General features: G+C 57.3%; 24 protein-coding genes. 18 read left to right on the forward strand and 6 right to left on the reverse strand.

From position 1 onward, the window contains the following. Positions 1 to 12: 12 nt before the first annotated feature. Both ACR0DK_RS14210 and ACR0DK_RS14215 read right to left on the reverse strand, forming a co-directional pair. A complete protein-coding gene (locus ACR0DK_RS14210; protein WP_170613652.1) occupies positions 13 to 441 on the reverse strand; it encodes an Lrp/AsnC family transcriptional regulator in 429 nt (142 codons plus the stop codon). A 56-nt stretch (positions 442 to 497) separates the two neighbouring features. Continuing rightward, a complete protein-coding gene (locus ACR0DK_RS14215; RefSeq protein WP_480736716.1) occupies positions 498 to 1,817 on the reverse strand; it encodes an MFS transporter in 1,320 nt (439 codons plus the stop codon). A gap of 143 nt (positions 1,818 to 1,960) precedes the next feature. Here ACR0DK_RS14215 and ACR0DK_RS14220 point away from each other — a divergent pair, with 143 nt between their 5' ends. The 7 genes from ACR0DK_RS14220 to ACR0DK_RS14250 all read left to right on the forward strand — a co-directional run bounded on the left by ACR0DK_RS14220 (position 1,961) and on the right by ACR0DK_RS14250 (position 6,740). Further along, the gene (locus ACR0DK_RS14220; RefSeq protein ID WP_480707575.1) at positions 1,961 to 2,575 is read left to right on the forward strand and encodes a ribonuclease D; all 615 of its coding nucleotides are present in this window, start codon (positions 1,961 to 1,963) and stop codon (positions 2,573 to 2,575) included. After that, the gene (locus ACR0DK_RS14225) at positions 2,572 to 3,534 is read left to right on the forward strand and encodes a KpsF/GutQ family sugar-phosphate isomerase (protein ID WP_480736718.1); all 963 of its coding nucleotides are present in this window, start codon (positions 2,572 to 2,574) and stop codon (positions 3,532 to 3,534) included. Before ACR0DK_RS14220 ends, ACR0DK_RS14225 begins: the two co-directional genes overlap by 4 nt. Positions 3,535 to 3,538: 4 nt before the next feature. Continuing rightward, positions 3,539 to 4,147 carry an LPS export ABC transporter periplasmic protein LptC gene (locus tag ACR0DK_RS14230; protein WP_170408672.1) on the forward strand — a complete coding sequence of 203 codons (609 nt, stop codon included), beginning with the start codon at positions 3,539 to 3,541 and terminating at the stop codon, positions 4,145 to 4,147. Positions 4,148 to 4,150: 3 nt separating this feature from the next. Next, positions 4,151 to 4,642, forward strand: a complete 492-nt coding sequence (locus ACR0DK_RS14235) for an LptA/OstA family protein (RefSeq protein ID WP_255611996.1) — start codon at positions 4,151 to 4,153, stop codon at positions 4,640 to 4,642. Beyond that, on the forward strand, positions 4,642 to 5,400 hold the full coding sequence (lptB, locus tag ACR0DK_RS14240) for an LPS export ABC transporter ATP-binding protein (protein ID WP_170395315.1): 759 nt from the start codon (positions 4,642 to 4,644) through the stop codon (positions 5,398 to 5,400). The genes ACR0DK_RS14235 and lptB overlap by 1 nt, the downstream gene beginning before the upstream one ends. Before the next feature lie 252 nt (positions 5,401 to 5,652). Further along, the gene (gene hpf / locus ACR0DK_RS14245; protein ID WP_039541074.1) at positions 5,653 to 6,216 is read left to right on the forward strand and encodes a ribosome hibernation-promoting factor, HPF/YfiA family; all 564 of its coding nucleotides are present in this window, start codon (positions 5,653 to 5,655) and stop codon (positions 6,214 to 6,216) included. Between the two features lie 59 nt (positions 6,217 to 6,275). Beyond that, complete coding sequence (locus ACR0DK_RS14250; protein WP_170395318.1) at positions 6,276 to 6,740, forward strand: PTS sugar transporter subunit IIA; 465 nt, start codon at positions 6,276 to 6,278, stop codon at positions 6,738 to 6,740. Between the two features lie 72 nt (positions 6,741 to 6,812). On the opposite strand, the gene dalA is transcribed toward ACR0DK_RS14250, so the two are convergent. Next, positions 6,813 to 7,328 carry a divisome-associated lipoprotein DalA gene (dalA, locus tag ACR0DK_RS14255; RefSeq protein WP_255611997.1) on the reverse strand — a complete coding sequence of 172 codons (516 nt, stop codon included), beginning with the start codon at positions 7,326 to 7,328 and terminating at the stop codon, positions 6,813 to 6,815. Between the two features lie 169 nt (positions 7,329 to 7,497). On the opposite strand from dalA, the gene ACR0DK_RS14260 reads away from it, so the two are divergent. Beyond that, on the forward strand, positions 7,498 to 8,097 hold the full coding sequence (locus ACR0DK_RS14260) for a L,D-transpeptidase (protein WP_170395325.1): 600 nt from the start codon (positions 7,498 to 7,500) through the stop codon (positions 8,095 to 8,097). Positions 8,098 to 8,236: 139 nt separating this feature from the next. Further along, a complete protein-coding gene (locus tag ACR0DK_RS14265; RefSeq protein WP_010442520.1) occupies positions 8,237 to 8,419 on the forward strand; it encodes a hypothetical protein in 183 nt (60 codons plus the stop codon). Positions 8,420 to 8,495: 76 nt separating this feature from the next. Here ACR0DK_RS14265 and hemH read toward each other — a convergent pair whose 3' ends face one another. Both hemH and ACR0DK_RS14275 read right to left on the reverse strand, forming a co-directional pair. After that, positions 8,496 to 9,545: a ferrochelatase gene (gene hemH / locus ACR0DK_RS14270; protein ID WP_480736723.1), complete on the reverse strand. Its 1,050-nt coding sequence runs from the start codon at positions 9,543 to 9,545 to the stop codon at positions 8,496 to 8,498. 55 nt (positions 9,546 to 9,600) lie between these two features. Continuing rightward, the gene (locus ACR0DK_RS14275) at positions 9,601 to 10,431 is read right to left on the reverse strand and encodes a methyltransferase domain-containing protein (RefSeq protein WP_480736725.1); all 831 of its coding nucleotides are present in this window, start codon (positions 10,429 to 10,431) and stop codon (positions 9,601 to 9,603) included. Between ACR0DK_RS14275 and ACR0DK_RS14280 the strand changes: the two genes are divergently transcribed. The 5 genes from ACR0DK_RS14280 to ACR0DK_RS14300 are packed head-to-tail and all read left to right on the forward strand — an operon-like array spanning position 10,412 to position 13,482. Then, positions 10,412 to 11,176, forward strand: a complete 765-nt coding sequence (locus ACR0DK_RS14280; RefSeq protein WP_480437386.1) for a double zinc ribbon domain-containing protein — start codon at positions 10,412 to 10,414, stop codon at positions 11,174 to 11,176. The genes ACR0DK_RS14275 and ACR0DK_RS14280 overlap by 20 nt on opposite strands. Before the next feature lie 37 nt (positions 11,177 to 11,213). Continuing rightward, entirely contained in the window at positions 11,214 to 11,471 is a 258-nt protein-coding gene (gene grxC, locus ACR0DK_RS14285; protein ID WP_223117456.1) for a glutaredoxin 3, read from the forward strand. After that, positions 11,471 to 12,301, forward strand: a complete 831-nt coding sequence (locus tag ACR0DK_RS14290; RefSeq protein WP_480736728.1) for a carbon-nitrogen hydrolase family protein — start codon at positions 11,471 to 11,473, stop codon at positions 12,299 to 12,301. The genes grxC and ACR0DK_RS14290 overlap by 1 nt, the downstream gene beginning before the upstream one ends. A 14-nt stretch (positions 12,302 to 12,315) precedes the next feature. After that, complete coding sequence (locus ACR0DK_RS14295) at positions 12,316 to 12,756, forward strand: MarR family winged helix-turn-helix transcriptional regulator (RefSeq protein WP_170395340.1); 441 nt, start codon at positions 12,316 to 12,318, stop codon at positions 12,754 to 12,756. 36 nt (positions 12,757 to 12,792) lie between these two features. Further along, a complete protein-coding gene (locus ACR0DK_RS14300) occupies positions 12,793 to 13,482 on the forward strand; it encodes a hypothetical protein (protein ID WP_223117458.1) in 690 nt (229 codons plus the stop codon). 71 nt (positions 13,483 to 13,553) lie between these two features. Here ACR0DK_RS14300 and ubiG read toward each other — a convergent pair whose 3' ends face one another. Continuing rightward, on the reverse strand, positions 13,554 to 14,300 hold the full coding sequence (gene ubiG / locus ACR0DK_RS14305; protein WP_170664356.1) for a bifunctional 2-polyprenyl-6-hydroxyphenol methylase/3-demethylubiquinol 3-O-methyltransferase UbiG: 747 nt from the start codon (positions 14,298 to 14,300) through the stop codon (positions 13,554 to 13,556). A gap of 48 nt (positions 14,301 to 14,348) precedes the next feature. Here ubiG and pip point away from each other — a divergent pair, with 48 nt between their 5' ends. From pip to nusA, 4 genes are all read left to right on the forward strand, one after another. After that, positions 14,349 to 15,326, forward strand: a complete 978-nt coding sequence (gene pip / locus ACR0DK_RS14310; RefSeq protein WP_170636522.1) for a prolyl aminopeptidase — start codon at positions 14,349 to 14,351, stop codon at positions 15,324 to 15,326. Beyond that, positions 15,323 to 16,135, forward strand: a complete 813-nt coding sequence (locus ACR0DK_RS14315) for an ABC transporter substrate-binding protein (protein WP_170408665.1) — start codon at positions 15,323 to 15,325, stop codon at positions 16,133 to 16,135. Before pip ends, ACR0DK_RS14315 begins: the two co-directional genes overlap by 4 nt. A 160-nt stretch (positions 16,136 to 16,295) precedes the next feature. Then, positions 16,296 to 16,886 (forward strand): ribosome maturation factor RimP, encoded by a 591-nt coding sequence (gene rimP, locus ACR0DK_RS14320; protein ID WP_480736733.1) that lies wholly within the window; start codon positions 16,296 to 16,298, stop codon positions 16,884 to 16,886. Then, positions 16,886 to 18,499: a transcription termination factor NusA gene (nusA, locus tag ACR0DK_RS14325; protein ID WP_170423355.1), complete on the forward strand. Its 1,614-nt coding sequence runs from the start codon at positions 16,886 to 16,888 to the stop codon at positions 18,497 to 18,499. Before rimP ends, nusA begins: the two co-directional genes overlap by 1 nt. Positions 18,500 to 18,519 lie beyond the last annotated feature (20 nt).

The following is an 18,519-nucleotide window of genomic DNA, read 5'->3' on the forward strand; positions in this document are numbered from 1 at the left end:
AGTTAGCGTGCCTTAGTTCCGATCAATCTTTCGACCGAAGACCACGCTGGTGTTGGTGCGCGACACGCCAGGGATGCGCGCAAGTTCATCGACCAGAATGTCGAGGTCTTCGATCCGTGGCGCTTCGGCGGAAAGCAGCAGGTCAAATTCGCCATTGATCGACAAACACAGTTTGACCTCGGGATAAGCTTCAAGCCGCTTGATGATACGTGTGGTCTCTTTCTGCTGCACTTCAAGCAGGACGATGATCTGAACGCGTGGCGTATCTTCGGTTTCGCGCAGGACGACCGAGTAACCAGCGATGACGCCCCGCTCTTCCATTCGATTGATGCGTTCATGCACCGTTGTTCGGGCGACGCCAAGCTTAGAGGCGATGAGGGTCGTCGAATCGCGTGCATTGTGTTGCAAAGCGGCGATGATGCGTCGGTCAAGCTGGTCCATTGCGGCTCCGGGTTCAGGCAACTTCGCCTCGGTTTAGGGTAGTTTGGTGTTCGGGCTCAAGGCTGGTGCGGATAACGGGGATGCAGTTCATCAATGATGATCGGATGCGCATGAGGTTTTGGCCCAGACAGGTGGGGGTGATCCTGTGGAAGGTCAGGATGATTATGGACCACCGCATTGTCTTCGCGCCGTGGCCAGGCAATGAGCACAAGAACCAGACCCAGAATCGCGGCAGTTACCATTCCGGCCATGGCCACAGTTACGCCAAAGCGGGTCATCAGCCACCCGGCCAGGGGATAAAGCACCAGCCAGCAAGCATGAGACAGAGTGAACTGTGCGGCAAACACAGCGGGTCGATCTTCGGGGTGGGCGGATCGGGTCAGCAGGCGGCCCGAGGGCGTCAACGTGCTGGAGTATCCAAAGCCGACCAATAGCCAGGTCGTTGTCAGTAAGCCCAGCGTCATCGGTAGGGTGGCAGATAGCAGCGCCGCTGCTGCCATGGTGCCCGTCGCCAATGATGCACCTCCCAGCATGACGCGACGCTCTGGAATGTGATCAAGAAGGCGTGGCAGTGCAAATGCTGCGAGCATCGAACCGCCACCGAACCCGGCCAGCGCGACGGCAACGGCGCTTTCAGAAAGACCAAGATCGCCGCGCACGATCACGACCGTGTTGACGATGACCATCGAACTGAGCGCGGCCGCGCTCCAACTCAGCGCCAGCAGGCCCCGCAGGCGCGGGGTTTTAAGGTAAATTCGAATGCCGCGCGTTGTGCGGTCATAGATGCCACGCGGCTGGGATGGTTTGGGTGAGGGCAAAGTTGCAGACACCACAAGCAGGGCCGAGGCGACAAAACCGACACAGGTGCCCAGAAACAGGCTGTCGAAACTGACGAACAGCAGCAAGGTGGCGGCCAGCATCGGGCTCAGCAGGCTTTCCAGATCGTAAGCCAGCCGCGACAGGGACAGGGCTTTGGTATAGTCCTGTTCGTTGGTCAGCACATCCGGGATGGTGGCCTGAAACGCGGGTGTAAATCCGGCTGAGGCGGATTGCAGCACAAAGATCAGCACGTAGACCTGCCAGATTTCGGACACGAAAGGCAGGCAGAGCGCAACCACAGCGCGCACCAAATCCAGTGCGACCAGCATCCGGCGACGATCCAGCCGCTCGGCAAAGGCAGCAGCAAGCGGGGCAACGGTGACATAGGCGATCATTTTGATCGTAAGAGCGGTACCAAGGACCATCCCGGCGGCCTCTCCGGCCAGATCAAAGGCTAACAGCCCCAAGGCAACCGTCGCCAGCCCGGTTCCGGTCAGCGCCACGATCTGCGCGGCCAGCAGATGTCTGTAGGTACGGTTTTTCAGGATGCTGAGCATTGTCGGAATTTCTCAATCGCGGTGTCGCATCCATAGTTCTCGTGTTGGCCATAAGGTCAAGGGTGCCGCTTTTCCAAGGACGGCGTTGAGTTTGCGGACCAAACCGCCTATCTCGGGGCCGAAAGCGCACAAAGGACATTTCCGTGGCGAACCATCTGTATAAAAATGACCTGCCGGACGGGCTGGATCTGGGCCCCATCGTGGCCATTGACTGTGAAACCATGGGGTTGAACCCGCATCGAGATCGCCTGTGCGTGATCCAGATGTCAGGAGGGGACGGCAACAGCCATATCGTTCAGGTCGAGATTGGGCAGACGCAGGCGCCGAACCTCTGTGCGATGCTGGAAAATCCGAATGTTTTGAAGCTGTTCCACTTTGGCCGCTTCGATATTGCTGCGATGTATCACACCTTCGGCGCTTTGGCCGCCCCGGTCTATTGCACCAAGATCGCCAGCCGCTTGGTGCGCACCTATACTGATCGTCATGGTCTTAAGAACCTGTGTCAGGAACTGATTGGAGTCGATATCTCGAAACAACAACAGATGAGCGATTGGGGTGCTGAAACGCTGACCGATGCCCAGTTGGACTATGCGGCATCGGATGTTTTGTACCTGCACCAACTGCGGGATGCACTGGACGGACGTCTGGCCCGCGAAGGCCGCACCGAAATGGCGCAGGCGTGTTTTGACTTCCTGCCAATGCGTGCGAAGCTTGACCTCGCAGGCTGGCCCGAAACCGATATTTTTGCGCACTCATGACTGACACCGAAGCATTCCTCAGAACCGCCCGGCAGGTCGTTACCGACGAAGCCCGCGCATTGGAGGCCCTTGCCGAAAGCTTGGACGAGCATTTCGCCGAAGCCGTGCAACTGATCCTGCAGGCCACTGGCCGCATCATTATCAGTGGTATAGGCAAATCCGGCCATATTGGCCACAAGATCGCGGCGACTCTGGCCAGCACTGGCACGCCCGCCTATTTTGTCCATCCCGCCGAAGCCAGCCATGGTGATTTGGGCATGGTCTCGAAAGGCGATGTGGTCCTTGCGATCTCGAACTCAGGTGAAGCGCCGGAACTGGCGAACTTACTGGCCTTTACGCGTCGCTTTGGAATTCCGCTGATCGGGTTGTCAAGCAAGCCGGAAAGCACCTTGATGAAACAGGCGGATGTGCATCTGCTTATCCCTTCACTGGGAGAGGCCTGTGGTTTTGGGATGGTGCCCTCAATCTCGACGACGCTGACACTGGCGATGGGCGACGCGCTGGCGATTGCGCTGATGAAGTACCGGGATTTCAAACCCGAAGACTTCCGCGCTTACCACCCCGGTGGAAAGTTGGGGGCGCAACTGTCTACTGTGCGCGATCTGATGCATGAAGATTTGCCCTTGGTGACCGCTGGCACCCCGATGAGCGAGGCGCTGCTGGTCATGAGTCAGAAGAGCTTTGGAGTTGTGGGAGTCACTGACCAGGCAGGTCGTTTGCTGGGTATTGTGACCGATGGCGACCTGCGCAGGAACATGGACGGGCTATTGAGCAAAAACACCGAAGAGGTGATGACCGAAAATCCAATGACCATTGCGCCAAGTGCCATGGCGGAGGAGGCGGTTGCAATCATGAACGATCGCAAGATCACGTCACTCTTTGTGGTTGATCCTGACACAAATGGCCCAGCCTTGGGTCTGCTGCACATACATGACTGTCTGCGTGTAGGATTGGGTTAGGAAGATGGCAGAAGTTGATCGCCATTCCCGATGGGTGCAGTTCCTGAAGGTACTGCTACCGCTTGTGGCGATTTTGTTGCTGTCTTCTGTCTTTCTTCTTTCTCGCAGCGTCGACACCAATGTCTCGGTGCCGTTCAGTGATCAGGATATTGACGACCGGCTGACAGATCAGGTGGTCACGCGGCCCGACTATAAAGGTGTCACCCGCAAGGGCGAGGAAATCCGCGTCGAAGCCCGAAGGGCCAGTCAGGGTGGCGATGGCGACACGCCGACGGCAGCCGAAGTGCAGGGCCGCTTTGGACTAAGCAATGGGGGCGAGATCACACTCGAATCCAACACAGGCATCATCAGGCCAGACAAGGGTACTGCAACGTTTGCAGGGGATGTGGTCATCACCACCAGAGACGGCATCCAGGTCACCACCGACCTGTTGAATACGTCGCTGGATGAAATACGTGGTGATAGCCCTGGCCAGATTGACGGAACCGGTCCGATTGGCGACTTTACTGCCGGAAGAATGGTGTTTGGGACCGAAAAAAAGGACGGTCCGGTTCATATTCTTTTTACAGGCGGCGTGAAGTTGATATATGAGCCGCAAAAAGCAGAAAGATAACTTGTGTTCGATTTACGTGTCGCCTTTTTGTGTCTAGCCGTGGCCGTCGGAGCCACACCTGTTTCTGCACAAGAGGCTCAGGTGGCGTTCGGCTCGGTCAATGCCGACCCGACGCTGCCGGTCGAGGTGACGTCCGAGACATTGAACGTGAATCAGGAAGATGGATCGGCCGAGTTTATCGGCAACGTCATTGTCATCCAGGGTGAGATGCGCCTGACGGCAGACCGGGTTCTTGTCATCTATAACGAAGAACGCTCGGCCATCGAACGGATGGAGGCCACCGAAAACGTGGTTCTGGTCAGTCCGCCCGACGCAGCCGAGGGCGATTGGGCAGAATACACCATCGACTCCGGCGTGATTGAGATGAAGGGCAACGTGTTGCTGACGCAGGGCCCAAGTATCATCAGCGGCGACGAGATGATTGCAAATCTGACGACGGGAACTGCGACGATGTCAGGGCGTGTCAAAACCATTCTGCAACAAGGTGGCAACTGATGAACCGGCCCGAACTCTCCATCGCTGAAGGTTCTTCCGGTCTGAAGATCGAAAAGCTACGAAAGTCTTATCGCAAGAAGACCGTCATTCGCGATGTGTCCATGGAATTGAACCGCTCCGAGGTCGTGGCGTTGCTAGGCCCGAACGGATCGGGCAAGACCACCACTTTTTATTCTGTCGCCGGTCTGGTTTTCCCCGAAGCGGGCACGGTCACGATTGATGGGCAGAGCGTCACGACCCTGCCGATGTATCGTCGTGCACGGATGGGGATCGGATATCTGCCGCAGGAGATGTCGATTTTCCGCGGGATGAGCGTTGAAGACAACATCGCTTCGGTTCTAGATATCACGGTTAAACATGCCCATCGCCGCAAGGAGCGGCTGGAAGAGCTGCTATCGGACTTTTCCATCGAACACCTGCGCCGAGCGCCTGCATTGGCATTGTCCGGCGGGGAACGCCGCCGGGTCGAAATTGCGCGCTGTCTGGCCGCCGATCCGAAATATCTGCTGTTGGACGAACCATTTGCGGGTGTCGACCCGATCAGTGTCGGTGATATCCGGCATCTGGTGGCCGATCTGAAAAAGCGTGGCATCGGAGTGCTGATCACGGATCATAACGTCCGGGAAACGCTGGAGATTGTGGATCGGGCCTATATCTTGCATGACGGCCAGGTTTTGATGTCAGGCACGCCCGATGAAGTTGTCGAAAACGAAAATGTTCGCCGGGTCTATCTGGGTGAAAACTTCCGTATTTCATAAGGTTGTGCGGAGATGCGCCTGATGCATGACGGAAATCACGTATATACACACCTGTTTTGATTGACTCTTCCCTCACCTCTTGGCTCAATTGGCATATGGCATTTCTTCGGTTCCAAACTGGATCTCGATCTCCCTTCGTTGAAGGGCCGGGCCAACGGCAACCGCAGACCATGCCGATACCCCCCACCCGATAAAAACAAGTCAGTCGCGTTACGCGACGTCAGAATGGGTGTGAATTGTGAAGGAGATCACATGCGTTACCAAATCAGCGGAAAACAGATCGACATCGGTGCGGCCCTGCAGACCCATGTGCAGACCGAACTGGGCGAGGTCGTGGGCAAATATGCCCAGCGGCCTACAGACGCCAACGTCGTCTTTTCCCGTTCGGCGCATGAATATGTATGCGAAACCACCGTGCATCTGTCGACCGGCCTGACCGCACAGGCCAAGGCGCACGCGACCGAGATTTACGCGGCATTCGAAGGCTGCTGCGACAAGATGGAGACACAACTGCGACGCTATAAGCGCCGCCTGAAAGACCACCACAAGGATCGGTCCGAGCCGGTTGAACTCTTTGGCGCGTCCTCTTATATCCTCGCCTCTGACGAATCGGAGACGGCAGACGAACCCGAATCGCTGCAGCCTATGATCGTGGCTGAGATGGAAACCAAGATCCCATCGCTCAGTGTTGGTGAAGCCGTCATGCAGATGGAACTCGCTGGTGCTCCGGTACTGGTTTTCCGAAATGAGAACAAGGACGGATTGAATGTCGTTTATCGCCGCGAGGACGGCAATATCGGTTGGATCGATCCGTAACAGGCAAGACTAATCGGCCTGCCCCCGAATAGCCGGGGGCACGGCTTAGGAGCAAAATGATGGAGCTTTCGAGCATTCTAAAGCCAGAAGCGGTGCGTGTACTGTCCGCTGCTTCCAGCAAGAAGCGTTTGTTTCAGGAAATTGGCGATGTGGGCGCCGCGACGCTTGGGCTGGATGCTCAGACGATCGTAGACAGCCTGCTTGAGAGGGAGAGCCTTGGCCCAACTGGTGTTGGACATGGTGTAGCACTTCCGCACGCACGGCTTTCCGAACTGGAATCGGTTTCGGGCGTGTTTGTCATGCTGGAAAAGCCCATCGACTTCGGGTCGGTCGACCGTCAGCCGGTCGATTTGGCGTTTTCCCTGTTTGCGCCAGAAGAGGCGGGGGTTGAACACCTTAAGGCGCTGGCGTTGGTCTCGCGCACGCTGCGCGAGCAATCGGTCTGCGCCAAGCTGCGGGCCAACCCTGACCCGGTAAAGCTATATGCCATTCTGACTGAAGCGCAATCGATGCAAGCTGCCTGATTGGCCCACTTATCAACAAAAAAAAGCCCCCGATTTGTCGGGGGCATTTTTTTGTTTCTTTAGCTGGCGTGATCAGCCGCCGGATCCCATTTCCAGCGTCCACCAGATCTTGCCACCGCCTTCTTGGTGCCAGGCGAATCCCATCTGGGTGGCGCGCGGGTCCATGATCACAGCACGAGGACCGGGTTCCTGCATCCATGCGGCCAGCGTTTCGGTCTCGGTCTCAAAGGTTTCCGAGATCGCTTCACCCAGGAATGTACCGAAGTAACCGGCGCGCGCCGCGCGATCCAACGGAGACGAACCGTCAGAACCGAAATGCCATGGCCGATTCTGTCGCGCCATGTCTTTCGCATGAGTGGCGGCAGCTGCATTCAGTTGCGAGTTCAATTGGACCTGTTGCAAGCCAGATGCCTGCCGCAAGGCATTCACCGAATCCAGCATTCTAAACTGCAGCTTTTCAGGGTTGCCACGAATTTTGTACACGGATGGCAGCGGCCTGCCATCGGCGCCAATAGCGGATGTGCCCGAATCGGTACATGCCGCAAGTGCGACAAAACAAATCGCTAGTAGAGAAAGAATACGTGTCATGATCGGCCTAAATATTGTGTCGAGAAGGGAAATAGCCTGCTTGACCGCCCGGAGCAAACCTACAATGCCCCAACCTTGCGTGATTCTGCCGGTTTGATTTGCGACTGAAGCATTCTGGCCATAAAATGCCTTAGATTTTGCATTTGCTGTTAGCAGAGGACCGATCTCCATGGTCAAGAAACATATTCTTACTTCGACGCGCCGGGGATTCCTGGCCGGTGCAACCGCCAGCTTGGCCTCGCCTGCGTTGGCTCAGTATATTCCGGGCGACCCGCTACGCCCTGCCCCGGAACCGGAAGCTCCGGTACGCCGCAATGTGTCGGGATTCCGTGCGCTGGACTGGCAGCCCTATTTTTCGAACACAAGAAACGGTGCCATTCTGGTGGATACCGTATCCAGAGCGCTGCATTATTGGTCAGATGATCAATCCGTATACAAACTGTACCCCTCTTCGGTGCCTTTGACCGAGGAATTGACCCGTCGCGGGCGCACCAGTGTCATTCGCAAGGTGGAAGGCCCAAGCTGGTCTCCGACACCATCGATGAAGAAGCGCAACCCTGAATGGCCGGATTATATTCCGCCGGGTCCCGATAACCCGCTGGGAACACACGCTTTATATCTGAGCTGGAAGTATTATCGCATCCATGGCACCCACGATACGCGTAAAATTGGACGCCGGTCGTCGAACGGGTGCATTGGCTTGTTCAACGATGACATCGCCGAACTGTTTTCTATGGCCAAGGTCGGCACGCAAGTGTTGCTAATTTGACGACATTTTCGCGCACGAACCCGCTTGCGGGACAAGTTGCAATTGCAATCCGCCTGCATTGCTGATTAGAAAAACTCACGAGGTAAGTCTTAGATGCGTGGTTTCGCTATTGGGAATCGCGCAAATTCTGGAGGTTAATATGAAGAAACTCGTTCTCGCTGCTGCTCTGACTGCTGCTGCTTCGACCGCATATGCTGGCAACCTGGAAGAGCCGGTTGTTGAAGCACCTGTTGTTGTCGAAGAAACCCAAGGTTCGTCGCAGGGCATCATCCTGCCGCTGATCCTGCTGGTTGTTGTTGCCGCAGCTGTTGCAGCAAGCTAAGTCGACGAGACTTTATGCACTTAAAAGGCGGTGGTGCAAACCACCGCCTTTTTTCGTGTCTGGTGAAAGCGCGCGATTAGTCTAACCAACCACGCAGATTGTCTTCGATCACCTTGCTCAGCGCGGCGATATGCGAATCATCGTCGTTAAGGCAAGGGATATAGGTGAACGATTCACCGCCTGCCTCTTCGAAGCTCTCTTTGATCTCTTCGTTGATCTCTTCCAGCGTCTCAATGCAATCGGCAGAGAAGGCAGGTGCGATGACGGCGATGTTCTTCTTACCCTGACGCGCCAGATCAGCCACGTGATCGACGGTGTAGGGCTTCAGCCATTCTTCCGGTCCAAAGCGCGATTGAAAGGTCGAGATCAGCTGATCATCCGTCCATCCCAGACGCTCTTTCAGTAGCCTTGATGTTTTCACGCATTGGCAGTGATAGGGGTCCCCTTGCTGCAAATAGCGCTGGGGCATCCCGTGATACGAGCAGACCAGGACATCCGGTTTTGTCTCCATATCTGCATAGGCGCGCTCGACAGAGCTCGCCAACGCATCGATATAGGCAGGTTCGTCGAAATAGGCCGGAACAGTTCGGCTGGCAGGCTGCCATGTCTCCTTCATCAACGCGTGGAAGAACTGATCATTTGCTGTAGCAGTCGTGGCACCGGCGTATTGCGGGTAGAGCGGGAAGAACAGGATGCGATCACAGCCTTCTTCTACCATCTCTCGGACTTTCGACGGAGTTGAAGGATTGCCGTAGCGCATGCAAAAATCCAGCATCACCCGATCGCCATACCGCTGCTGCATCGCTGCGCGCAGCTTGGCAGTCTGATCTTTGGTGATCGTCATCAACGGGCTTTCGCCCTTATCGTGATTCCAGATTGACTTGTACGCCTCACCCGAACTGAAAGGCCGCTTGGTCAGAATGATGCTTTGCAGAATCGGCTGCCACTTCCACGCCGGGTAGTCGATCACGCGCTTGTCCGACAGGAACTCGTTCAGATACCGCCGCATAGGCCAATAACTGTAGTCATCTGGAGTTCCCAGATTAGCCAGCAGGATGCCGACGCGGCCCATCTTGACCTTGGGATGGTCTGCAGGGGCATGGGTTGGACGAGTGGCATCAAACATTGAAAGCTTCCTGATTTGTGGTGTCTGGCCTGAGATATAGGGAAAAGGCCGGTCGTCAATCGGGCAGTTTGCCCTCATCCGTACCTAGCGCATCAGCCAGCCGCATCTTGGCGGATCCCGGACGCAAAGGTTTGGGTTGGCTGTCATCGGGGGTCCAGCCCGTCAGACAGATCAGTTCAAAGGTTGCCGTCAGGCGGCCCTGTGGCGATTTGTAATGTCCGGCATAGATGTCTTGCGCTTTGTCAAAAACAGCACGTCGGGTCGCGTGTTTCAGGCGATCGGCCAATGCGTTGGTTTCTCCCATTGCACGCAGGTCACGCATCAGATGCAGCAGATCGCGGTATTCCGCAGACAGTGTCGCCTTGTCGGCGACGGGCAAAGCCAGCCCGGCCCGCTGCAGCAGCCCCCCCAGATCACGAAGCTCGGCCATGGGAGCAATACGGGGGCTGAGACCGCCAGTCACCTCGATCTCGGCTTGACCCAAGGCCGCGCGTAATTCCTGAAGGGTGTCGCCCCCTAAACATACCGCTAACAGCAATCCGTCGGATTTTAGGGCGCGATGGCATTGGATCAGTTGGCCGACCGGGTCGTTTGCCCAATGCAGTGCCATCGCATGTATCAAGAGATCATGCTCTCCTGGAGTTAGGTCGAGAACATCTTCATCCCTGATCACCCGAGCCTCGGGCCACAACCCCTCCCAGATATGGGGGAAGGGGGTCACGACGGCGGGCGCCTTAAAGGTTTTGTTAACCATGGACAGACGATCCTGCACTTCGTCAACGGCGGCACGGTGCAGGAAAAGCGCCTCGTCCCGCACGCGGCTGCGGTGAAGCGCAAGGACGGCGCGGTCAAACAGAGAGGGTGCAGTGTCGGACGGAAGCTTCATAAGCCGCAAGTATCGCATTCGTCAGGGGATTCAAACAGCTGTCGAGATGATCTACCCACCGCGTTGCTTGTCCTGCGGAGCACTGACCGAATCCGATTTTGGCCTCTGCGGTGCATGCTGGCGCGACACGCCGTTCATCGGTGGCACCGTCTGCGAAAGCTGCGGCATGCCACTTCCCGGCGCGCAGGACGGACACCGGATTGAATGTGATGACTGCCTCAGGGCACCGCGCGCGTGGCAGCATGGTCGGGCAGCGTTGCAGTATCAGGGGGGCGCGAAGGCACTTATACTTGCCTTTAAGCACGGGGATCGGCCTGAGCTGGCCCGCCCTGCCGCCCGCTGGATGGCCCAAGCCGGGCAAGAGCTGTTGCACCCGAACATGCTGATCGCACCGGTTCCGCTGCACTGGACCCGGCTGATCAAGCGTCGCTACAATCAATCGGCGCTGCTGGCGGGGCATCTGGGCCGGGAAGCGGAGTTGAGTGTCTGCCCCGATCTTCTGGTACGCACGGTACGCACCCCTGTTCTGGATGGAAAAACTGCAGTTGAGCGATCCCTTGCGTTGTCCAACGCCATATCCCTGCACCGAAAACGTGCTCCCATGATCAGAGGCCGGGATATTCTTCTGGTCGATGATGTTATGACCTCGGGTGCGACGTTGGACGCCTGCGCGCGTGTCTGTCGCGCGTCAGGGGCAAATCATATTTTCGTGTTGGTACTGGCGCGCGTTGCCAAGGATGCCTAATTCGCCCAAGAATGTGCGAAACCCAAAGGGACGGAATATGAAGCCGGTAGAAATCTACACCTCGCCGCTGTGCGGCTTTTGTCATGCGGCCAAGCGGTTGTTGAAACAGAAAGGCGTCGAATTCAAGGAAATCGACGTGCTGATGCATCCGAAACGCAAACCTGAAATGATCCAGCGCGCGTCAGGAAAACGCACTGTGCCGCAGATTTTTGTGGGTACCACCCATGTTGGTGGGTGCGACGATCTTTATGAGCTTGAACGTCAGGGCAAGCTGGATCGCCTGCTGGCGGCTTGATGAAAACCGCTTTGCTGCAGATCACCGCGTCGGATGATCCGACCGAGAATCTGGACATGGTGCGAACCATGATGGCCGATGCGGCTGCGCAAGGTGCGCAGTTCATTCTGACGCCTGAGGTCACGAATTGCGTCTCAACCAGCACCACTCGGCAGCGCGAGGTTTTGCAGCATGAAGAAGACGATATCACTCTGGCGGGCCTTGGCGAACAGGCCGCCAATTTGGGTGTGTGGCTGCTGATCGGGTCACTAGCGATCAAAACGCATGATGCCGATCGCCGCTTTGCCAACCGTAGCTTCATGATCGACCCGCAGGGGCAGATCGTGGCGCGGTATGACAAGATTCACATGTTCGACGTGCAGGTCACGGAATCCGAGACCTTCCGCGAATCGAAGAACTACCGCCCCGGTCAGAAAGCGGTGATTGCCGACACCGATTTCGGTAAAGTCGGCCTGACCATCTGCTATGATATTCGATTTCCCCACCTGTATGCCGCTTTGGCGCAGGCAGGCGCGCGGGTTCTCACCGTCCCGGCGGCGTTTTCGCCGGTCACCGGTGCGGCCCATTGGGAAGCACTGCTGCGCGCGCGGGCCATTGAGACAGGCTGCTGGGTGTTGGCCCCGGCCCAGACGGGCGAACATCCGAAGACACGCGGAAAGATCCGTTATACCCACGGCCACAGCATGGTTGTCGCCCCGTGGGGAGAGGTTCTGATCGACGCAGGCACCGATCCGGGCATTCACTTTTTTGATTTGGATGATAGGTCTGTTACAGAGGCGCGACGACGCGTGCCTTCACTAACACATGTCCGCCCCTTTGACGGACCCTGATCCAGAACCGGACCATGACTGACGAAAAAAATGCCCTTGCGGTCACGCTGTTCAGCGAGATCCTGACCGCCGATCAGCTATTGCGCAACCGGCTGAGCCGGGTGCTGCCCAAAGGCATGGAAATCTCGCATTTCTCGGTGCTGAACCATCTGGTGTTTGTCGGCGACGAGCGAACCCCCGCGCAATTGGCCAACACCTTCCACGTGACCCGAGGCGCAATGACCAACACTTTGGCCAAGCTAGAATGGGCCGGTTATATCCACATCCGCCCCGACTGGGACGACGCCCGCCGCAAGATGGTCGCCATCAGCCCCGCAGGCCGACGCGCACGCGATCAGGCGATTTCCTCGATTGCCCCGCTGATCAACCGCGTGGTCGGAGAGCTGGGGCTGGAGCGGGTGCGCAGCACGCTGCCCGTGCTACGGGATTTGCGGTTGCAGTTGGAGGGGGAGTAGGGGCTTTACGCCAACTGCGCCAAAGGATCGTAAAAGATGACGGATGAAATTTGGGTTTCAGACATTACCGTCGGGATGGACCTGCAGAGGCCATTCCGGGCGCTTGTCCCCGATGATTTTCCTGAAGAACCAAGTGAACGCTTCAAGGCCTTCAGGTGGCAACCCGGATCAGGATATCATGCGAATCTGTATCGTTGGCAGCGCCACGGGGAGCCGCTGGAGCAGCAGGATATCTTGCCGGATTTCTTTCAAGAGGTTGCTCCTGAAGATCATGATTTTGAGCCTCACTACGGGGAGTATTCTCCTGTAATCACTTTGTTTGGAATTCTGGCGATCCGATCAGATGTGGCTGATATCCTCAAAAATCTCGAATTAGGGCAAGGGGGGCTTTATCCCGTCAACCTGTTCGAAAGAGACAAGATCACACCGATTGAGCAGGACTACTCGATCCTGTGGATCGCAAACAAATCCGGCACGCTGAACATTGCTGAGTCAAAAAGTCTTCGACGAGCCCGACCCGACCGGGATGACCTTTTTCGACTTCCTGAATGGAAGGATGCCAAGCCCGGGGACGTTGTCTGCAATGCAGATGCGGCGTCCGGGATCGACATTTGGCGCGACCCGGGCGTACCACATCGCGTTTTTCTAAATGGGCGTCTCAAACACTCGTTGGACGAAGCTGGTTTTGCCTCAGCGTTTTACCTTCACCGTTTAGCCGTAAAATAATCAAGCGTAGGATGGGTTTTAACCCATCGCTTAAGATCGAAAACGCTTGCAAGATGGGTTGAAAACCCATCCTACCTAGGCTTCACACTCGCCGTCACGTAATTCACGCTCAAATCCCGGTCCGAGATCGACCAGCTCCACAGGATCGGGTTGAAGACGAACCCCTTGCGGTCCACCGGATCCAGCCCGGCCTGGCGCAGCAGGTCGAACAGCTCATCCGGGGTGATGAACTTGTTCCACTCGTGCGTGCCGCGCGGCAGCCAACGCATGACGACCTCGGCCCCGATGATGGCCATCGCGTAGGATTTTGGGTTGCGATTGATGGTTGAGCAGATCAGTAACCCGCCCGGTTTCAGCAATTGCTGCGATGCGGTCAGGAAACCCAACGGATCAGCGACGTGTTCGACCACTTCCATATTCAGCACCACATCGAACTGTTCGCCTGCGGCGGCCATGTCTTCGGCGGTAGTGTGGCGGTAGTCGATCTGCAGCCCCGATTGCTCGGCATGGATGCGAGCGACAGGCAGGTTGCCTTCGGCGGCGTCGGCGCCCACGACCGTGGCGCCCAAACGCGCCATCGGTTCGCTCAATAACCCGCCGCCGCAGCCGATATCCAGCAGGCGCAAGCCTTCGAAGGGACGCGGAGCTTTCAGATCACGGTCGAACTCGCCTGCGATCTGCTGTGTGATATAATCCAGGCGACACGGATTCAGCATGTGCAGAGGTTTGAATTTCCCATGCGGGTCCCACCATTCCGCAGCCATCGCCTCGAATTTTGCGATCTCGGACGGGTCAACCGTGTTCGGATGCGCTTGCATTCCTGTCTCCGTGTGCTCTTTTACGCTTAAGGACTATATAGGGCCGTAATGGATAAGTACCCGGACCAAAAGCGCGCAGTTCAATATCTTTACCCGCCGATCGATCCGTTCGATCAGCGCGTGGTCGATATGGGCGATGGGCACCGTATTTATGTGGAACAATGCGGTAATCCCAATGGGATACCAGTGGTGATCCTGCATGGCGGGCCGGGCGGCGGCTGCAGTCCGGCGATGCGACGGTATTTCAACCCGGATGCCTATCGGGTGATTCTCTTTGATCAGCGCGGATGTGGCCGGTCGCGGCCAACCGCGTCGGTCGAAAACAACACGACATGGCATCTGGTGGCGGATATCGAGCGTCTGCGCAAATTGTTCGACATCGAAGATTGGATCGTCTTTGGCGGCAGCTGGGGCGCGACACTGGCGTTGATCTATGCCCAAACACATCCAGATCGGGTAAATCGGCTGGTATTGCGCGGCGTGTTTCTGGCCACACAGGCCGAGCTGGACTGGTTTTATGGCGGTGGTGCGGGCAAATTCTGGCCTGAACAATGGGCCAAGTTCACCTCTCTCTTGCCCGAACATGAAGTAAATGACGCAATTTCGGCCTACAACAAGCGCCTGTTTTCGGGCGACCGCGCGACCGAGATCCTCTATGCCCGCGCGTGGTCACATTGGGAAAACGCTTTGGCTTCGATCCACACCAACGGATCGGTCGGGGAAAGCCCCGGCGAATACGCGCGAACTTTTGCGCGGCTTGAGAATCACTATTTCACGAACAAGGCGTTTCTTGAGTATGACGGGCAAATTCTGGATCAGATGGACCGGATTGCCCATATTCCCGGTCATATCGTTCAGGGACGCTATGACATGATCTGCCCACCGCAGGCTGCATGGAACCTGTCCGAGCGCTGGCCCAATGTCGAACTGAAGATGGTGCGGCAGGCCGGTCACGCCCTGTCAGAACCGGGCATCAGCGCGGAACTGGTTCGGATCATGGATCGCGTGTCGGAGGAAACGGTATGACTCGCATCGACCGTCGCGCATTATTTGCCTCGGGCGCCGCCGCCGCTTTGCTGGCGGCGACAGGAGCGTCTCTGGCCGATACGCCGAAACAGGGCGGCACCTTACGGCTGGCGGTGCCACGCGACAACAGTCTGGAACAGGTGGCTCGGGGCGCAGTCTTTGACAGCCTGACCGAGATCGCGCCTGATGGTACCCTGCGCGGAGAGCTGGCTACAAATTGGCAGACCGATGCTGATGCGCGGGTCTGGAACTTTGATTTGCGCGACGATGCTGTGTTCCACGATGGCACCAAGCTGGACGTGAACGATGTTCTAGCTGTTCTGGAAGATATTGGTCAGGCCGAGGCCATTGCACCTGATCGTGTGCAGCTGCAATTGGCCGAGGGCAACCCGGGACTACCATTCTTGCTGGCTGGGTCACGGTTTGTCATTGCGCGAGGGGGCGTGACGCCACTGGCTCAGGCCAACGGCACAGGATGCTACCGGGTTGAGCGGGCCGAGGATGAACGTCATTTCCGCGCACGCAGGGTGTCCAATCACTACAAAAGCGGAACGGCAGGATGGGTTGATACGCTTGAGATTATCGTGATCCCGGACGCCGGGGTGCGGGCCGAAGCATTGCGCGATGGATATGTAGATATCGCAGCGCTCCCGGCTGGTGAGGAGCTGACCGCGCAACGCGGGCTGCGATATCATCCGTCTGAGGCCGAGATGGCGTTGGCAATGGCCTCTCATGTCGGTATGCCGCGCCAGATCAGCCGGGCTGCGCTGGATGATGGGCGCATCGCCGAACGGTGGTGGCTGGCGTAAATTTGATCACGATTTGCGCCGGGGGTTGCAGACTCAGGAACTCCTGCGTATATGCAGTTGCAACAGCGGCGCGTCGGACTTCTGGTCCGGGGCTCCACCGGAAAATTCGACGGGCCGCGCGCCCGTTTTTTTGTGCCCGATAGCAGGGTAGAGAACCTGAATGACAAACGACCTGATAGCCAAAGCTGCCATCGACCGGCGACTGGCCGAGATCATCACCCCTGTGATCGAGGATCTGGGGTATGAGCTTGTCCGCATTCGGCTGATGAGCGGCAAGACCACCACGATGCAGATCATGGCAGACAAGCCCAATGGCGGCATCGAAGTGGATGACTGCGCCGAGATTTCCAATGCGGTCAGCGCCACGCTGGACGTCGAAGACCCCATTTTGGACGCCTACACGCTTGAAGTTTCCAGCCCTGGAATTGACCGCCCTCTGACCCGTCTCAAAGATTTTGAGACGTTCGAAGGGTATGAGGCCAAAATCGAAACCGCAGAACTGATCGACGGTCGCCGCCGCTTCAAGGGCGAATTGGCCGGGATCGAAGGGGATGAGGTTCTGATCAACATCCCCGAGGGAGACGAGACCATTACCATCGGTCTGCAATTTGACTGGCTGAGCGACGCCAAGCTGGTTCTGACCGATGACCTGATCAAGGAAATGCTGCGCCAGCGCAAAGACGCTGGTGCCCTGAACGAAAACGCTTTCGACGAGATTGAGACCGAAGGGTCCAAAGAGGAGACGAACTGATGGCAATCACCTCAGCCAACCAGCTGGAGCTGCTGCAGACCGCCGAGGCCGTGGCCCGCGAAAAGATGATCGACCCCGGTCTGGTTGTCGAAGCGATGGAGGAATCGCTCGCACGTGCCGCCAAAAGCCGTTACGGCGCGGAAATGGACATCCGCGTGTCCATCGACCGCAAGACTGGCAAGGCGACCTTTACCCGTGTCCGCACGGTGGTCGAGGATGAAGAGCTTGAGAATTATCAGGCCGAGATGACCGTCGAGCAGGCCAAGCAGTACATGGAGGCGCCCGAGGTTGGTGACGTCTTCGTTGAAGAAGTCCCGCCCGTGGAAATGGGCCGTATCGCTGCTCAGTCCGCCAAGCAGGTCATCTTGCAAAAGGTTCGCGAAGCCGAGCGTGATCGTCAGTACGAAGAATTCAAGGATCGTGCCGGCACCATCATCAACGGTGCGGTCAAGCGTGAAGAGTTTGGCAATGTGATCGTCGATCTGGGCGGTGCCGAGGCTGTTCTGCGCCGCAATGACAAGATCGGTCGCGAAAGTTATCGCCCGAACGACCGTGTGCGTGCCTACATCAAGGAAGTCCGCCGCGAGGTTCGTGGCCACCAGATATTCCTGTCGCGCACTGCGCCGGAATTCATGGCCGAGCTGTTCAAGATGGAAGTACCGGAAATCTATGACGGCATCATCGAGGTCAAGGCCGTTGCTCGTGATCCCGGCTCGCGCGCCAAGATTGCCGTGATTTCTTATGACGGCTCGATTGACCCCGTCGGCGCTTGTGTTGGTATGCGCGGCAGCCGCGTGCAGGCCGTTGTGAACGAGCTGCAGGGCGAAAAGATCGACATCATTCCGTGGAACGAAGATCAGCCGACTTTCCTTGTCAACGCTCTGCAGCCCGCCGAAGTTTCAAAGGTGGTTCTGGACGAAGAAGCCGGCAAGATCGAAGTTGTGGTTCCCGAGGAGCAACTGAGCCTCGCCATTGGCCGTCGTGGTCAGAACGTGCGTCTGGCCAGCCAGCTGACCAATCTGGACATCGACATCATGACCGAAGCCGAAGAATCGGCGCGCCGTCAGAAAGAATTCGAGGCCCGTACCCAGTTGTTCATGGAAACGCTGGATCTGGACGAATTCTTCGCTCAGCTGCTGGTTTCTGAAGGCTTCACCAACCTCGAAGAAGTGGCATACGTTGAAATCGACGAACTGCTGGTCATCGACGGTGTGGATGAAGGAACCGCGCAAGAACTTCAGACACGTGCACGCGAATTCCTGGAAGCTCAGGCCAAGGCGGCGCTGGATGCAGCCCGTGCGCTGGGTGCCGAGGACAGTCTTATTGAATTCGAGGGCCTGACACCCCAGATGGTAGAGGCGCTGGCCAAGGATGATGTGAAGACTCTGGAAGACTTCGCAACCTGCGCCGACTGGGAACTGGCCGGTGGCTGGACCACGGTCGATGGCGAACGCATCAAGGATGATGGTGTACTGGAGCCCTTCGGCGTGACGCTGGAAGAAGCGCAGGATCTGGTCATGACCGCGCGCATCATGCTGGGCTGGGTTGATCCGGCCGAGCTGGAGCAGGCCGAAGAAGACGGCGAAGCAACCGATGAGGAGGTCGAGGCCTGATCTCAGGCCTCGGGTGGCTG

It is taken from the genome of Ruegeria sp. CE6 (genome assembly GCF_056537485.1).

What these genes read in the sequence shown, in the direction of transcription:
- ACR0DK_RS14210 (WP_170613652.1), bottom strand. Translation starts at nt 441, where the DNA reads ATGGACCAGCTTGACCGACGCATCATCGCCGCTTTGCAACACAATGCA.
- ACR0DK_RS14215 (WP_480736716.1), bottom strand. Translation starts at nt 1,817, where the DNA reads ATGCTCAGCATCCTGAAAAACCGTACCTACAGACATCTGCTGGCCGCG.
- ACR0DK_RS14225 (WP_480736718.1), top strand. Translation starts at nt 2,572, where the DNA reads ATGACTGACACCGAAGCATTCCTCAGAACCGCCCGGCAGGTCGTTACC.
- ACR0DK_RS14230 (WP_170408672.1), top strand. Translation starts at nt 3,539, where the DNA reads ATGGCAGAAGTTGATCGCCATTCCCGATGGGTGCAGTTCCTGAAGGTA.
- lptB (WP_170395315.1), top strand. Translation starts at nt 4,642, where the DNA reads ATGAACCGGCCCGAACTCTCCATCGCTGAAGGTTCTTCCGGTCTGAAG.
- hpf (WP_039541074.1), top strand. Translation starts at nt 5,653, where the DNA reads ATGCGTTACCAAATCAGCGGAAAACAGATCGACATCGGTGCGGCCCTG.
- ACR0DK_RS14250 (WP_170395318.1), top strand. Translation starts at nt 6,276, where the DNA reads ATGGAGCTTTCGAGCATTCTAAAGCCAGAAGCGGTGCGTGTACTGTCC.
- dalA (WP_255611997.1), bottom strand. Translation starts at nt 7,328, where the DNA reads ATGACACGTATTCTTTCTCTACTAGCGATTTGTTTTGTCGCACTTGCG.
- ACR0DK_RS14260 (WP_170395325.1), top strand. Translation starts at nt 7,498, where the DNA reads ATGGTCAAGAAACATATTCTTACTTCGACGCGCCGGGGATTCCTGGCC.
- ACR0DK_RS14265 (WP_010442520.1), top strand. Translation starts at nt 8,237, where the DNA reads ATGAAGAAACTCGTTCTCGCTGCTGCTCTGACTGCTGCTGCTTCGACC.
- hemH (WP_480736723.1), bottom strand. Translation starts at nt 9,545, where the DNA reads ATGTTTGATGCCACTCGTCCAACCCATGCCCCTGCAGACCATCCCAAG.
- ACR0DK_RS14275 (WP_480736725.1), bottom strand. Translation starts at nt 10,431, where the DNA reads ATGAAGCTTCCGTCCGACACTGCACCCTCTCTGTTTGACCGCGCCGTC.
- grxC (WP_223117456.1), top strand. Translation starts at nt 11,214, where the DNA reads ATGAAGCCGGTAGAAATCTACACCTCGCCGCTGTGCGGCTTTTGTCAT.
- ACR0DK_RS14290 (WP_480736728.1), top strand. Translation starts at nt 11,471, where the DNA reads ATGAAAACCGCTTTGCTGCAGATCACCGCGTCGGATGATCCGACCGAG.
- ACR0DK_RS14295 (WP_170395340.1), top strand. Translation starts at nt 12,316, where the DNA reads ATGACTGACGAAAAAAATGCCCTTGCGGTCACGCTGTTCAGCGAGATC.
- ACR0DK_RS14300 (WP_223117458.1), top strand. Translation starts at nt 12,793, where the DNA reads ATGACGGATGAAATTTGGGTTTCAGACATTACCGTCGGGATGGACCTG.
- ubiG (WP_170664356.1), bottom strand. Translation starts at nt 14,300, where the DNA reads ATGCAAGCGCATCCGAACACGGTTGACCCGTCCGAGATCGCAAAATTC.
- pip (WP_170636522.1), top strand. Translation starts at nt 14,349, where the DNA reads ATGGATAAGTACCCGGACCAAAAGCGCGCAGTTCAATATCTTTACCCG.
- ACR0DK_RS14315 (WP_170408665.1), top strand. Translation starts at nt 15,323, where the DNA reads ATGACTCGCATCGACCGTCGCGCATTATTTGCCTCGGGCGCCGCCGCC.
- rimP (WP_480736733.1), top strand. Translation starts at nt 16,296, where the DNA reads ATGACAAACGACCTGATAGCCAAAGCTGCCATCGACCGGCGACTGGCC.
- nusA (WP_170423355.1), top strand. Translation starts at nt 16,886, where the DNA reads ATGGCAATCACCTCAGCCAACCAGCTGGAGCTGCTGCAGACCGCCGAG.